The 14,861-nt window shown below is 67.1% G+C and carries 9 protein-coding genes; all 9 read right to left on the reverse strand.

Annotated elements, in window-relative coordinates:
• Window positions 1-23 precede the first annotated feature (23 nt).
• The 9 genes from ACFXN1_RS09335 to ACFXN1_RS09375 all read right to left on the reverse strand — a co-directional run bounded on the left by ACFXN1_RS09335 (window position 24) and on the right by ACFXN1_RS09375 (window position 14,571).
• The gene (locus ACFXN1_RS09335; protein ID WP_379445116.1) at window positions 24-965 is read right to left on the reverse strand and encodes a 3-oxoacyl-ACP synthase III family protein; all 942 of its coding nucleotides are present in this window, start codon (window positions 963-965) and stop codon (window positions 24-26) included.
• 94 nt (window positions 966-1,059) lie between these two features.
• On the reverse strand, window positions 1,060-2,277 hold the full coding sequence (locus ACFXN1_RS09340) for an oxygenase MpaB family protein (protein WP_379445118.1): 1,218 nt from the start codon (window positions 2,275-2,277) through the stop codon (window positions 1,060-1,062).
• On the reverse strand, window positions 2,274-2,819 hold the full coding sequence (locus tag ACFXN1_RS09345; RefSeq protein WP_379445119.1) for a nitroreductase/quinone reductase family protein: 546 nt from the start codon (window positions 2,817-2,819) through the stop codon (window positions 2,274-2,276). Before ACFXN1_RS09345 ends, ACFXN1_RS09340 begins: the two co-directional genes overlap by 4 nt.
• Complete coding sequence (locus tag ACFXN1_RS09350; RefSeq protein WP_379445120.1) at window positions 2,816-3,442, reverse strand: ester cyclase; 627 nt, start codon at window positions 3,440-3,442, stop codon at window positions 2,816-2,818. Before ACFXN1_RS09350 ends, ACFXN1_RS09345 begins: the two co-directional genes overlap by 4 nt.
• Window positions 3,439-4,581 (reverse strand): thiolase family protein, encoded by a 1,143-nt coding sequence (locus tag ACFXN1_RS09355; protein WP_379445122.1) that lies wholly within the window; start codon window positions 4,579-4,581, stop codon window positions 3,439-3,441. Before ACFXN1_RS09355 ends, ACFXN1_RS09350 begins: the two co-directional genes overlap by 4 nt.
• Window positions 4,582-4,583: 2 nt before the next feature.
• Entirely contained in the window at window positions 4,584-5,735 is a 1,152-nt protein-coding gene (locus ACFXN1_RS09360; protein WP_379445123.1) for a Rieske 2Fe-2S domain-containing protein, read from the reverse strand.
• A complete protein-coding gene (locus ACFXN1_RS09365; protein ID WP_379445124.1) occupies window positions 5,732-12,250 on the reverse strand; it encodes an SDR family NAD(P)-dependent oxidoreductase in 6,519 nt (2,172 codons plus the stop codon). Before ACFXN1_RS09365 ends, ACFXN1_RS09360 begins: the two co-directional genes overlap by 4 nt.
• A 100-nt stretch (window positions 12,251-12,350) precedes the next feature.
• Window positions 12,351-13,262, reverse strand: coding sequence for an SDR family NAD(P)-dependent oxidoreductase (locus tag ACFXN1_RS09370; protein WP_379445126.1), 912 nt, complete (start codon window positions 13,260-13,262; stop codon window positions 12,351-12,353).
• 19 nt (window positions 13,263-13,281) lie between these two features.
• Entirely contained in the window at window positions 13,282-14,571 is a 1,290-nt protein-coding gene (locus ACFXN1_RS09375) for an NAD(P)/FAD-dependent oxidoreductase (protein ID WP_379445127.1), read from the reverse strand.
• Window positions 14,572-14,861: the final 290 nt, after the last annotated feature.

The following is a 14,861-nucleotide window of genomic DNA, read 5'->3' on the forward strand; positions in this document are numbered from 1 at the left end:
GACCCTTCCTCATTCGATCTGACTCAATACCATGTCAGAATCGCGGCCCCCGCGCTCATCCCACCGCCGACCCCGGCCAGCAACAGCCGCTCCCCACGCCGCAACGGCCGCTCCAGTTGCGAACTGTGCAGCGTGATGGGAATCGAAGCCGCACCGGTGTTCCCGTACCGGGGAGCGGTCAGCGGCACCTTCGCGGGATCCAGCCCGAGCTCCTCGATACAGGTCTCGAGCAGCCGAGTATTGGCCTGGTGCAGGATGATTCGGTCCAGCTCGTCGAGGGTGAACCCGGACTCCGCCAGCGCCTCGGCGATGAGTTTGGGCAGCGTGGTCAGCACGTAGTCGCGGACCGCGCGGCCGTCCATCCGGAACAGCGGATCATCCGCGGGAACCTCGACCAGAGACCTCAATTCCCCATCGGTCACCAGCCTGCTGGCATGCAGCCCATACCCCTCCGGCACCATCCCCACCAGCGTCGCCCCGGCCCCATCGCCGAACAGACTGACCGTCTTCCGATCCGACCGATTCATGATGGTCGAGTACTTGTCGGCCCCGACAACCAGAGCCGCTCCCCCACTCTCCCCTTCACGCTCCACCAACCCCGCCGCCACCGTCAGCGCGAACAGGTAACCCACACACACCGAGTTCAGATCGAACGCCGGCATCCCGCTCAGCCCCAACTTGTGTTGCAGCGCAGCAGCTGTCGCCGGCTGCGGCTGATCCGCGGTAGAGGTGGCCACGATAATGTTGCTGATCCGCGGCCACCCCTCCCGCTGCCCGAGCAGATCGACCGCCGCCTGATACGCCAGATCGGAGGTGGCGGTCTGCGCATCGGCGTACCGCCGCCCTTCGATGCCGGTTCGTTCCCGCACCCACTCTGTCGTCGTACCGGCCCACTCGGCGATGGTCGCGTTGCGGACTTCACGCGGCGGTACATATGCGCCCGTGCGCAGAATTCCGACAGCCATCTCTCGGCCCCTCCCATTGATATGTCCCCGCAAATCTATTGCGGTTCAGCGGCTTCCGCAGCTCGAGAGATGCCCACGACCGTCGGACGTGCGGCTATTGGCCGGCGTACTGGTCGGGTGCGAGTGACGCGCTCTCCTTCCCCCAGAACTCCCGCATCACCAAGTCGAGTTCGCGTTCACCGAGCCGGGTGAGTTGCCGGTCCCCACCGGGAAGTGCTCGTAACACATTGAATACCAGTAGGTTCCGTAGCCCGCGGGCGATGGGATACCAAGGAGGTACCGGACGCAGTCCCAGCTCGCGCATTCCGGTCAGTCCCAGGTAGAAGGATGCGAGGCTGCGGAACCTGAGATATTCGTATCGACGCCAGAGCTCGGGATATGAGCCGAAGTTCAGGTGCTTCCGAGACTCGATCAGCGAATCGGCCAGCAAGGGCGAGTTCGCATCTCCCGCGGGCGTCGCCAGCGTGAGGTGGAACAGCTTCTTGCGTGCCTGCTGCTCATCGAGTCCGAGCAGTTCCTCGTCGACACCGGTCAGCCATCCGATATACCGCCACAGATGCATGACCGCGTATCCGTCCTCGGATCCGATGCGCATGCCGAGCAATCGCAGCATCAGTAGGAACGACGTGCAGAACAGATGGTAGGTGCCCGCCAGATCGGCCTGGTTGATCGGTTTTCCCCACGCCGACTCGTCCCAGTCGTCAGCCGCCTCGAAGTGCTGGTTCACCATCGCGTGCATCAGTCGTACATGGGCCGTCAACTGCCAGCCCGCGGCCGACCGGTCCAGGCCGCCGGGTTGGATGCACTCGAACCACCAGGTCGCGGTTTCCCCGATCCGGCGGGCCGTACCGGATCCGCGGAGACCGCCGGTCCGCACCAGGATATCGGTGGTGGCGGAGGCCCGGTATCCGCTCAGCAGGCCGATCGTGATCACATCGATGCCGTTGCGGCCGCACTGCCGCACCACGGTCGCGCCGCGTTCCAGCAGCTCGTCGTCGACCCAGTCGGGTCGCCGCTCGAGCTGGGTGAAGAACTCGCGCAACGGTTCCGGTGCGTGCTCGAGGGTGTCCACCCCCTTCGCGAGGGCCTGGCGGAATAGCTTCATGCTCACCTTCCGCGCCTTGATCGCGGCGGCCAGATCCCCACCGACGGTGTCGGCCTTCGACAGCGACGTGGCCACCAGGTCCCATTCGGCGGGTCCGGGTTCGGCGGGGCCTTTGACGAACCGCTTCAGCGGTGCGGCCATGCTTCTCGACCACTCGGGATCGCGGTAGAAGCGCGTGGGGAAGGCTTTCGGGGTGGTGGCGGTCATGAGGTGCTCCGATCCCGCACGGTGAGCTCGAATACGCGCAGGGTCCGCCCACTGCGCGCGGTGTGTATGTCGTACGGCGGCCAGATTGCGGTGAGCATCGGCCAGATACGCTGTCGCTCAGCTCCTTCCAGGAGCCGGGCGGTGACGTCGTGCCGACGGCCCTTAACGGTGATGACGGCTTCCGGATCCGCCAGCAGATTCGCTGTCCATTCCGGGTGGCTGGTGCGGCCGCTGTTGGATCCGGTGAGGTACAACCGATCTCGGTATTCGATGTAGAGCAGCGGTACCGAACGCGGCAATCCGGTCCGGCGTCCGGTGGTGGTGAGCAGCAGGCCGGTGAACAACGTCATGGTGCTGTACCGGCCCCGGGTGAGCCGGTACATGGCCCGGTCCATGCGCGGCTGCACATGGCGCAGGAGGGTGGTCGCCCAGCGGTGGCCGGCGATCGCCACGGTGACTCTCCGCGCCGCGGTACGCAGTGGCCGCTGGGCGCTGTAGAAGTCGGCGGCCGGATCAGTGTCCGACTCATGGGTCGGCGTCATCGCTTCCGCCGTCCTGCCGTCAGCAGTGGGGTGAGCAGCCGTTGCGCCCGGAGCGCGTACTTGATCTGACGGCTGTTCGGGTCGGGGACCAGGCCGAGCTGACGCGCCAGATTCATCTGGTCGGCGACGCTGGTCCAGTGACAGAGCAGTCCGTCGCGGTAGGTGTACAGGTCGATGCCGTGGATGTCGAAACGATGGCCGGTTGGGGCGATGGTCAAATCGTCGCCGGCCCGCAGGTCGCCAGTGAAGGTTCCGGTCAACCGCCACGGCACGGCGAGGCCGGTGCCGATCAGCGGCACGTACGGCGTGGACGGGATCTCCATGGCCATGTCGGGGAACGCGTGCCACATCATGGTGAGGAATTCCCGGAAAGCCGGCCTGCCCACGATCCGGTCGCCGAACATCGACGGATCCTGGTAGACGAAATCCTCGGTCACCAAGACGAGGACGGCGTCGACGCCGTAGGTGTTCCACGCTTGCAACCAGTCTCGCGACCAGTCCCGCAGGGTCTCCGCGTGCTCTTCCAGGCGCGAACTCACCGTCGCGATCAGCGGCGGTATGGCCTCGACCAATTCATGCGGGGTGATGTCCCCGGCAGGCGCGGATTCGGGGAACTCGCTCATGCGGCCGGGACCTCCAGTGCGATCGCGGTGGCCATGCCACCGGCGCCGAGCACAACCCCGACTCCCGTACCGCCACCGCTGTGGCGCAGTGAGTGAACGAGCGTGACGGCCACGCGGGCACCGGATCCGGCGAACGGATGTCCCAGGGCCAGCCCGCCGCCCAGCACGTTGATCTTGTCGCGGTCCAGGTCGAGCCCGCGTTCGAAGGCCAGCCCGAGCACCGCGAAGGAGTCGTGGACCTCGAATCGGGTGACGCTGTCGGCCCGCAGGCCGGCCACCTGCATGCAGCGCCGGGTCGCGGTGAGGGCCGCGGACATGGCCTCGTTCGGCTCGGCTCCCACGTTGGCCCAGCCGCGCACCGTCGCCAAGGGCGTGAGCCGGTGCTCGTCCGCGTACGCGCGCGAGCAGATGGCCAGTGCCGCAGCGCCATCGGTCAAACCGGTCTGGTTGCCGACGGTGACCGTGTGACCCGGCCCGAGAACCGGTTCGAGCTCCGCCAAGGCCTGCGGAGTCAGGTCCCGGCGGGGCAGCTCGTCGGGTGAGGTGATGCTCCGCCCACCGACCTCGACCGGGATGTGCTCCTCGTCGAAGAGCCCGCGGTCGATGGCGTCGACCGCCGTACTGTGGGCCCGGTATGCCCATTCGTCGATGTCGGTCCGGGAGACGCCCAGCTTGCGGGCGGTCATCTCGCCGAGATTGAAGGTGAGATCCGAGGCGGGTTCTCCGGTGGAACCGGGATGGCTCGGCGACCACGTCTTGGGTGCCGTGGCCGGATCGGCCGAGATCGACACCGAGGTCACACCGCCGGCGATGACACAGTGCTTCATACCGGAGCGCACCGCCGCCACCGCGTGATGCATTGCGACCATGCCCGAGGAGCAGAACGCTCCGATGGCGATACCCGGTGTGTCGGCGGGCATTCCAAGGTCCAGGGCGACGTAGCGGGCGATACAGCCGCCACCCTGGTAGACCTCACCGAGGGCGACCTCGTCGATGGTTTCCGGGCGCAGGCCGGGCTTGTCGATCGCGCCGCGCACCACGGCCTTGGCGAGATCGAATTCGGACGCCTCCGACAGCGCGCCGGAGAAGGCGCGGGTGAACGGTGTGCGGACGGCAGAGACGATGACGGCGTCGTGCATGGCTACCTCGTGGATTCGCTGGTGGCGTATGTGATTTCGGGTGTGATCCGATCGGCGATGTTCTCCGCGACCTCGCGGTCCCAGTGCGAGGTCGCCCACTCGGTGTCGACTTCGAACTCGAATCGCTCGGTCATCTCGGGCAGGACATCGGCGGCATCGACGAAGAACTGCTCATACCACCGGCGGACCTGGTAGACCGGTCCGTCGTCGTCGCAGAGCAGCGGATTGTCGATCCGGGTCTTGTTGCTCCAGATCTCCACGTCCTGGAGGAATCCGCGGGAGGTCGCGTCCTGGAGCCGGTCGGCGATCAGCCGCGTCACGCGTTCGTCGAAACCGGGCGGCCGTTGCACGGAGACACCCCATTGCAGGCGAAAGGAGTTCGCGTCGATCGGGTGGTTGACGAAGACGGCGATGGCCTCGAGCTTCAGTCCGCTGTAGTCGTAGTGCTGAAAGTTCACCATGTAGCCGGGTCCGTAATACCGGGCCTCGGAGACGACCGACATGTCCCCGGTGTGCTCACTGCCCGGCCCGTGGTCGCGGCGGCCGCGCATCTGCAGATACTGCGTGGCCCGATCGCACTCGAACACCGCCCGGAAGTAGTCGGGGATGCTGAAGTGCTGATAGAAGAAGTGGGCGAAATCAACCAGGTTGTCGAGCAATTCGCGTGGATGAGCCCCATCGACCCGTATCTCGTCCCAGCTCCAGTCGGTCCACCGCTCGTCGAAGATCTGATCGATTCGGGGGATCTCGGCGGCGGCCGGGGGCGGTGCGCCCTCCGGATCGTGCCAGATCAGCAGGAGCTTGTTCTGCCGGCGCACCGGCCACGAGCGTGTCCGGGCCAGTGGCGGAACGCGTTTCGCGTAGGGAATGCCGGTGCAGCGGCCGTCGCCGCCCCAGCGCCAGTCGTGGAATGGGCAGGCGATGGAGTCGCCCTTGACCTCTCCCTTCGAGAGGTCCGCGCCCAGGTGCCGGCAGTATCCGTCCAGGACATGGATTTCTCCCGAGTTGTCGGCGAAGACCACCAGTTTCGTGCCGAATGCTTCGATGGCGTGGGGCTTGCCGTCGAGGAATGTCTCGGCCAGGCCCAGGCAGTGCCAGCCGCGCGCGAATCTGGACAGGGGCTCACCGACGTCGATGTGGCGGACGACCGTCATTCCACGCTCCTTCCCAGTTCGATCTCCCGCTCGATGGCCTCGTAGAGCTCGTCGTCGGAGAGCGTGGCCAGATCGCCCGGGCCGTCGGCCGACGCGTCGCCGAGCAATTCCCGCTGGAGTTCGCCCAATTCGGTGCCGAGGCGGGTTCGGCCGTCCTCGGTGAGGCGGTCGGAGGCCGTGAGCTCCTTCATCCGGCCGATAAGGACGCGCAGCTCGTCGTCGACGGCGTCGCGCAGCTCGCCCGCCAGTTCCTCGACGATGGCGGCGGCCAGCGCACGCGGTGTCGGGTTGTCGAAGACCACCGTGGTGGGCAGCCGCAGTCCGGTCAGCGCATTGACCCGGTTGCGCAATTCGACCGCTGTGAGCGAATCGAATCCGAGAGATCGGAATGCCAGGTCGGGGTCGACATCGTTGCCGGACTCCAGGCCCAGGGTCGCGGCGATCTCCAGCCGGACCGCGGTGAGCGCCGTCTGCGCCCGTTGCTTCGGCGGCGTCGTCGCCAACTCGAGGCGGAACCCGTCATTGCGCGGCGCGGCGGCTGTGCTCGTGCCCAGATGCTCCGACGCCCCAGCCGCTCCGTCCTGACCGAACAGCGGCGACAACAGTCGGGCTCGATCGAATCGGCAAGCCACGGGCCCGGTTTCGGGACCGGTCACCGCGAGATCGAACAGCTGCATGGCGTCCTCGGCGGACAGACCGACAATGCCGAGGCGCGCGAGGCGCGCGGCGTCATCGGTGACGACATCCGCCGTCATCGCACTGGCGTCGCTCCACAGCCCCCAGGCGATGGAGGTCGCGGCCAGTCCGCGATCGCGGCGGAGCGCCGCGAGACCGTCCAGGAATCCGTTGGCCGCCGAGTAGTTCGCCTGACCGGCATTGCCTAGCGCGCCGGCCACCGACGAGAACATCACGAAGAAGTCGAGGTCGAGGTGTTCGGTGAGCCGGTGCAGATGCCAGGCGCCGAGCGCCTTGGGCCGCAGCACCGTGTGCATGTCCTCCGCGGTCAGCGCGGCGGCGATGCCGTCCCGCAGGACCCCGGCGGCATGGACGACACCGACCAGCGGGTGCTCCGGCGAGATGGACGCGAGTAGTGCGGAGAGTGCGCCCGGATCGGCGATATCACACGCGGCGATGCGCACGGTCGCACCCAGTTCCCGCAGTTCCTGCGCGAGTTCACCCGCACCATCGGCGTTTTCACCGCTGCGCGAGACCAGCAGCAGCTGTCGCGCTCCGTGTGCACGCACCAGATGCCGGGCGGTGTGCGCGCCGGCCATGCCGACGCCGCCGGTGATCAGGACCGTGCCCGCCGATGACGCAGCGGTGGACGGGATGGACACCACGTTCTTACCGACGTGCAGCCCATCTCCGATGATCTTGAACGCATCGGAGAGCTCGCGAATATCCCATGAGCGCACCGGAATCAGCGGCCAGCGGCCGGAGGTGACGAGTTCGATGATGTGGCCGAGCCGATCGCGGACCTCCTGCGGCGTCAGCCCGAACAGGTTGAAGATCTGATAGTCGACGCCGTCGTACTCACGTGCCACGCTCTCCGGATCGCGCAGGTCGGCCCGCCCGATCTCGATGAACCGTCCGCCGGGCGCCATCAATCGCAGTGTGGCGTCGACGAGGGGACCAGAGAACGCATCGATGGCGACATCGAACCCGGAGGGCCCGACGAGGTTGCGGAAGGTCTGCTCGAAGTCACCGTCACGGGAGGAGCAGATGTGATCCGCAGGAATCCCCAGATCGGTCAGCACGCCGAACTTCTGCGGGCTCGCGGTGGCGAACACCTCCGCGCCGAGCAGCCGCGCCAGCCCGACCGCGGCCATGCCGACACCACTGGCCGCCGAGTGGATGAGGATCTTCTCCCCCGAGCGCAGCCCGGCCATGTTGACCACCGCGTGGTAGGCCGAGCCGTAGGTGATGGGGATCGCCGCCGCCGTCGCGTACGACCAGTGCTCGGGCATGGTGGCGAGTTCGCTGCGGTGGGCCACCGCCAAATCGGCCAGCGAATCCACGACGCGACCGAAAACCCGGTCGCCGGGCCGGAACTCGGTCACCGCCGAGCCGACCGCGACCACGTCGCCGGAGCATTCGTTGCCGATGCGCCGCCCGGGACCCTCGTAGACGTTGAGAGCGATCAGGACGTCGCGGAAGTTCAGACCGGTGCTGCGTACCGCGATGAGGACGTCGTCCGGCGCGAGGACCGTCTCCGCGTGCAGGCCGGACTCCTCGACCACCAGACTGTCGACCACGCCGTCGGTGCCGGGGATGATCCGCCACCCGCCGGTCTGCGGCAGCCGGAACTGTTTGGCACGCACGACTTCGGCGCGCGCGAGGCGCCGCGTGAAGACCGCACCCCGGCGGACGGCGGCCTCGGGGAGACCGCCGTGCACCGCGAGGGCCACGGCGCGCTCGAACGCCGTCTCGTCGTCGATATCGACGATCGTGATGCGGCCCGGGTTTTCGAGCTGAATCGAGCGAATCATGGCGACCAGGGCCGCCGACGGCGGATGCACGGTATCGGCCGGCGTGGCACGCACGGCGGATCGGGTCAGCACCAGGATCCGAGCGTCCGGGGCGGTCTGTGCAACCAGCCAATCGTTCAGCACGTCCAGGACATCGACAAGAGTGTCGCCATCTGGTTCCGTGCCGGTTGCCGGGTGGGGCGCGAGAACGAGTACGCGAGTCGAGGCGGCGAGCACCGGGACGATTTCGCCCGCAGCGTCACCGAGATAATCTGCGGCGGAGACGATTTCGATGCCGGCGCCGACAGCGCTCGGACGGTCGAGCCCGAACAGTGCGCAAGTCACCGGGTCAGCGCCCGCTTCGAGATCCGGCGGCTGGGACGCCCGCACCCACGACGGCACGAAGAGATAATCGGCCGCATCGGCATTCGATCCGGCCGGGTCGGTCAGCTCGCGGACGGTCAGGCTGTCGATGGAACCGAGCCGCATACCGTGCCCGTCGCTGACCACGATGCGCGCTCGCAGGTCCGCGGTGAACGTCACCGTCACCCGCATCCGCCCGGACCGCATTCCGGTGAATCGCACGCCCTGCCAGGAGAACGGCAGCACCGTCCGCGCCGTATCGGACCGCCGGGCGGCAAAGCCGTGCAGTCCCGCGTCCAGCAGGGCCGGGTGCACGTAGAACAGGGGGACCGTGTCCTCGAGTCCAGGTGGGCACTCGATGTCGGCGGCGAATCCGCCCGGTGTGGTCCACAATAGGCGCACCCCGCGGAAGGCCGGACCGTAGTGGTAGCCGAGCACTTCGAGTTCCGCGTAGAGCCGTTCGGGATCCACGGGCTCACCGTCGACGGGCGGCCAGGCCACCGCGGACTCGACCTCCGTGGTGGACTCCTCGTCGGTGGCGTAGCCGGACGCGTGTTCCACCCATCGCCGTGGTTGGTCCACGGTTTCGCCCGACAGCGCGTAGACGACGATCGACCGCCGCGGTCCGTCGAGTGCGCCGGCCACGACCTGCAACTGCACGGTGCCGGACTCGGCGAGCACCAGCGGCGCGACGACGGTCAACTCGTCCACGGCGCGCATGCCCAGGTGTTCGGTGACGAACGCGGCGAGTTCCAGAAACGCGGTACCCGGCAACAACACTCGATCCTGCACGGCGTGGTCGGCCAGCCAGGGTTGTTTGCGTAGTGACAGGCTGCCGAAGTAGAGCCGCTCGCCCGAGGCCGCGACATCGGTGTACCCGATCAGCGTGGGATGCTCGAGCGACTCGATGCCGGGAGTGGCGCCCAGGGCCCGCGGCGGATCGACCCAGTAGCGCTTGCGCTCGAAGGCGTACGTCGGCAGCGGGACGGGCGGCCCCGAATGTGCTTCGAGGAGACTCGTCCAGTCGACATCCACACCAGCGCAATGCAGTTGACCGGCGGACGTCAGCATGCGGGTGATGCCGCCGTCGTTGCGGCGCAGGGTCCCGGTGGTGAGCACCGCCGCGCCCCCGTCCTCGGCGATCGACTCGATCGCGAGCAACAGCACCGGATGCGGACTGACCTCGACGAAGGTGTCGAACCCGGCGGCGATGCTCGCTCGAACCGCAGAATCGAATTCGACGGGCCGGCGCAGGTTCTCGTACCAGTAATCCCCCGTGACCTCGGCGGCCTCAGTACGCCGGCCGTGCAGCGAGGAGAAGAATCGGATGTCGAACTCGCTCACCACCGTCCGCGCCAACTCGGCGAGATCCGGACGGATCTGCTCGACATGCGCCGAATGCGACGCGTAATCGACATCGATCCGGCGGGCGTCGAACCCGTCGGCCACACACCGCGCCACGATCTGATCGAGGGCGTCGGCCGCACCGGAGACCACGATGGATCGGGGGCCGTTGTGCGCGGCGATGGCGAGAGCACCGTCGTAGTCCGCCACTAGATTTCGCGCCCGTTCCTCGTCCACGGCCAACGCCGCCATCCCGCCGGTACCGGCCACCTGCGCCAGGGCCCGGCTACGCAACGCCACCAGCCGCGCCGCGTCCGCCAGAGATAACGCACCGGCGACACAGAGCGCAGCGATCTCTCCCTGCGAATGCCCGATGACCGCGCCCGGCTCCACACCGAGGGACCGCCAGACTTCGGCCAGCGAGACCATGACCGAAAAGAGCACGGGCTGAACCACATCCACGCGATCAAGAGCCGCGGCAGCGCCGGTACCACGCAGGGTGGCGGTCAGGTCCCAGTCCACGAAGGGGCTCAGCGCTTCGGCACAGTCAGCGATGCGGGCGGCGAACACCGGTGAGGTGTCGAGGAGTTCGCGCCCCATCTCGACCCACTGCGAGCCTTGGCCGGGGAAGACGAACACGACTTTGCGTTCGGCGGCGCGATTCATCGTCACGGACTGGTGCGACCGCCCGTGCTCGATCGCCTCCAGACAGAACAGCGCCGAATCCCGGTCCGTGGCAACGAAGAACGCGCGATGGTCGAAGCAGGTTCGGGTGGTCACCAGCGAACGCACGACATCGGAGAGCCGGATATCGGGCCGGACCTCGAGAAACTCCCGCAACCGCCGCGCCTGACCGCCGACCGCCGACGCCGTCTTCGCGGACAACGTCCAGGGCAGCGCGCCGCCTGTGTCCAGTTGGTGCTCGGTACTGTCCGACTCGGCCGGCGCGGGCGCGGACTCGAGCACCACGTGGGCATTGGTGCCACTGACGCCGAACGAGGAGATGGCCGCTCGGCGTGGCGCATCGGAGGCCGGCCAGTCCTGATTCTTTTGCAGCAGACGAATATTGGCGGCATCCCAGTCCACGATGTCGGTGCTGGGATCGGCGAACAGGGTGCGCGGCAGCACCCCGCTGCGCATCGCGTACACCATCTTGATCACGCCGGCCATGCCCGCGGCGGCCTGCGAATGGCCGATGTTGGATTTGACCGAGCCGAGCAGCAGTGGGCGCTCCGGGGTGTGCGCCTTCCCGTAGGTGTTCGCCAGCGCACCCGCCTCGATGGGATCGCCCAGCTTCGTCCCGGTTCCGTGCGCCTCGATCACATCGACCTCGGCCGCGGTCAGACCGGCATCCGAGAGCGCCAGGTTGATCAGCTTCTGCTGGGCCTGCCGGCTCGGGGCGGTGAGGCCGTTCGACGCGCCGTCCTGGTTGATGGCCGAGCCCCGGATCACTGCAAGCACCGGATGCCCGAGTCGTTGTGCGTCCGAAAGCCTTTCGAGCGCGAGGACTCCGACGCCCTCGCCGAGCCCCATGCCGTCGGCCGCCGCGCCGAACGCCTTGCTGCGCCCGTCGGGCGCCAGACCCTGCATCCGCGAGAACTCGAGCACGAACGCGAGCGTTGACATCACCGTCGCGCCGCCGGCCACCGCGAGCGAACATTGCCCGGCGCGCAGCGCCTGGACGCCGAGGTGCAGCGCCACCAGCGAAGAGGAGCACGCGGTGTCCAGGGTGACCGCCGGACCCTCGAGCCCGAGCGTGTAGGCGATGCGGCCCGACAGCACACCGCGCGAGTTGCCGAGCATGACCTGACCCTCGTACTCACCCATGCTGCCACGCGGATCGCGCATGCGGTCGCCGTACTCGTCGACGATCGCGCCCATGTAGACCGCGGTGTCGGTGCCCGCCAGGGAGGTGGGATCGATGGTCGCCGATTCCAAGGCCTCCCAGGTGGTTTCGAGCAGCAGACGCTGCTGGGGATCGGTGATGCGCGCTTCCCGAGGAGACATTCCGAAGAAGGCCGGGTCGAAATCGGCGGCATTGCGGATGAAGGACCCGTGGCGGGCGTAGGTGGTACCCCGCAGGGTGGGATCCTCGCTGAAGAGCGCGTCGAGCTCCCAGCCGCGGTCCTCGGGGAATGTGCTGCGCGTCTCGGCTCCGGACAGCGCTGTTTCCCACAGCTTTTCGGGGGTATCGATGCCGCCCGGGAACCGGCAGGCCATTCCCACGATGGCGATGGGTTCGGTGCGGGCGTTCTCGAGCTCGGTCAACTGCGATCGGGTGGAACGCAGTTCGGATGTCACGCGCTCGAGGTAATTGCGGAGCTTTGCGTCATTGGACAAGGGGAGGTCCTCCTCTTGATTTCGGGTGCGCTCGGCCGCCGGGCGGAGGGTGTTCCGCTCGGTCCGGTGGCGAATATTCAGGGATGAAAGGAGTCAGGGGCTATCGAATGCTGTGAAACGAATTGACCAGTTGTTCGGAATGCAGCCAGAGTTCCCGCGCCAGGCGATCGTTTCTGGCCATGGCACTGGTCCGGGTGATCACCGGCGTCCCCCGGACCCCGAACAGCCCACCCGGGCCGATATAGGAGCCGTTGGGCACATCGGGGTGCGTCGCGGCGTACAACGAGGGCAATGCCCCCATGTCCGGGTCCTGCCCGACAGCCCGCGTGATCAGATTCCAGCTGAGCTCACCGGATTTGGTTTCGGTGTGGAGTCCCGCAGAGGTCCGGCTGATACCCGGATGCACCGCGACCACGCGGATCCCGGAGTCCACGGCGACCAGACGATTCCGTAGTTCTCGCACGAACAGGAGATTGGCGAGCTTGGACTGGCAGTATGCGCCGAAGGGTGAGTAGGACCGCCTCGAGTAGTCGAGATCGGTGAGATCGATGCGCCCCATGTGCAGCAACCCCACGAAATGGTGCGACATGCTCGAGACGACCACGATCCGATCGCGGATCCGGTCCAGCAAGTCGTGTACCAGCGCGAAGTGGCCGAGATGATTCGTCGCAAACTGCATCTCGATCCCATTGGGCGACAACTTCTTCGGAATCGTGGAGATGCCCGCGTTCGCGATGACGGTATCCACGGGCTCGCAAGTCGCGGTGAATTCCCGGACCGACGCCAGATCCGCGAGGTCGAGCCGCCGGACCTCGGCTCGAGCGCCCAGCGATTCCGCGATCGGCCGGGCCTTCTCGATATCGCGACAGGCCAGGATCACTCGTGCCCCGCGCGCGACCAGCGCACGGGCTGTCGCTTCGCCGATGCCGCTGCTGGCACCGGTCACAATGTACGAACGGCCCGATAGCTCGGGCATGCTTTCACTCGTCCAGCCGGTCAGGGCTGTCGACATGTCCGCCCCCCTTCTCTTGCTAGTGCTGCGCCGGCTCCGGCGCGGAATGATCGTGCTGATCGCCTGCTGTCCCGCCCTGCCACAGCCGCCGTGCGTTGAGCGCGGCCACTTTCAGCAGAGTCGACGGAGCGAACAGCGTCAGCGGTGAACGGTTGCGGGTGCCGACCGCGAAGAACCGCGCGGCGATGTCCGCGTCCGCGCAGGCGGCGGCATAGAACGCCGCCAGCACCCAGAAGAATTCGCGTCGCCGGCTGAAATCGATGGCGGCGTGCTGGTGTAGCAGCAGGCGTGCGCGATGCTGCCGCTGGTACCGGCGAGCAGCCGCATCGACGGCGGTGACATCGCCCGCGCGCAGGGGCGCGCCCACCGCATCGCACAACCATTCCGCGGATTGGAGCGCCCACCCGATGCCCGCGCCGACCAGCGGGTCGGCCACCATGGCGGCGTCCCCGATCAGCGCGACTCCGGGCGCGGTGATGCGCTTCCTCAGCACGCTCGGATAGTCGCGCGTCCCGATGACCTCGCTGATCCGCGTCGCGGTCGAGAAGTCCGGAGCGTCCGGGACCCGATCGAACATTCGCAGCAGGGTTTCGGCACGATCACCGGTGTCGAAGAGACTCAGCGACTCCTTGTCGAAGAGCCCGCCGACACCGACCACGCCGCCATCGTTCACGGTGACCGACAGGGCGTCCGGTTCCCGCAACCACATGCGCAGCTCTTGTCCGGGCGGCACCTCGACACCGGTGAAGTAGGCGAAATAGATGAACCGGCGATTGGCGATCTCGGTTCCCGGGAGGCTACCCAGGTCCGCGACTCGGGACTTCCAGCCGTCGGCGCCGATCACGAGCGGTGCCGAACAGTGCTCCGGCACGCCATTTCTCGTGACCCGAACACCATCGACCCGGTCCCGCTGATCGCGGGTGAGCTCGACAGCCTTCGCGCCGAGCACCAGTTCGACACCGGGTGTGCGCGCGGCGAGATCGCGGATCAATGGATCCAAGGTCTGCCTGCGAATGTTGTATCCGTGCGCGGGCCGGTCCGCAGCCAATGGATCGGTCAGCCAACCGAATCGCGTCCAATGGTTATCCACGGCCGGTACAGCACCGGCCGCGACCATGGCGTCTTCCAGTCCGAGTCGCCCGAGTACAGGAACCGCACTCGAACGAATCGAATGCGTGCAGAGTCGCTTGTATTCGTCTGCTCTCGTGTGTTTTTCGAGCAGCGCAACGCGTAATCCGTTACGCCCTAATAGAATTGCGGCAGCACATCCAGCTGGACCGGCGCCGACAACAACCGCATCGTAGTCCATAGGACCCCTCCCATCCACGATGACGAAAATGCGAATGGGCTACAGCATCAGATCAGTCATATTTCCCTCCCCCGGAAACATGCATACGCTACGACCAAACTCCCTCTGGCCGAATTCAACGTACCCCCGTGACGCTAGCACAGATCTGAAACGCGTTCTAGCGAAATAGATCTGATCGATTCCGCCAAACCGACAACTCGGTTCGTCATATCCGTTCCGACTCAACGTACTTCGAGACGAGCCCCGGACATGCGCCGAAAAAGCGCGCAGCCCCGGGCAGTGCCCGGGGC

This window comes from Nocardia sp. NPDC059154, assembly GCF_042755705.1.
Classification (GTDB): domain Bacteria; phylum Actinomycetota; class Actinomycetes; order Mycobacteriales; family Mycobacteriaceae; genus Nocardia.

Coding starts and splice junctions, on each gene's coding strand:
- ACFXN1_RS09345 (WP_379445119.1), bottom strand. CDS start 2,819: ATGACGCCGACCCATGAGTCGGACACTGATCCGGCCGCCGACTTCTAC.
- ACFXN1_RS09350 (WP_379445120.1), bottom strand. CDS start 3,442: ATGAGCGAGTTCCCCGAATCCGCGCCTGCCGGGGACATCACCCCGCAT.
- ACFXN1_RS09375 (WP_379445127.1), bottom strand. CDS start 14,571: ATGGACTACGATGCGGTTGTTGTCGGCGCCGGTCCAGCTGGATGTGCT.
- ACFXN1_RS09335 (WP_379445116.1), bottom strand. CDS start 965: ATGGCTGTCGGAATTCTGCGCACGGGCGCATATGTACCGCCGCGTGAA.
- ACFXN1_RS09340 (WP_379445118.1), bottom strand. CDS start 2,277: ATGACCGCCACCACCCCGAAAGCCTTCCCCACGCGCTTCTACCGCGAT.
- ACFXN1_RS09355 (WP_379445122.1), bottom strand. CDS start 4,581: ATGCACGACGCCGTCATCGTCTCTGCCGTCCGCACACCGTTCACCCGC.
- ACFXN1_RS09370 (WP_379445126.1), bottom strand. CDS start 13,262: ATGTCGACAGCCCTGACCGGCTGGACGAGTGAAAGCATGCCCGAGCTA.
- ACFXN1_RS09360 (WP_379445123.1), bottom strand. CDS start 5,735: ATGACGGTCGTCCGCCACATCGACGTCGGTGAGCCCCTGTCCAGATTC.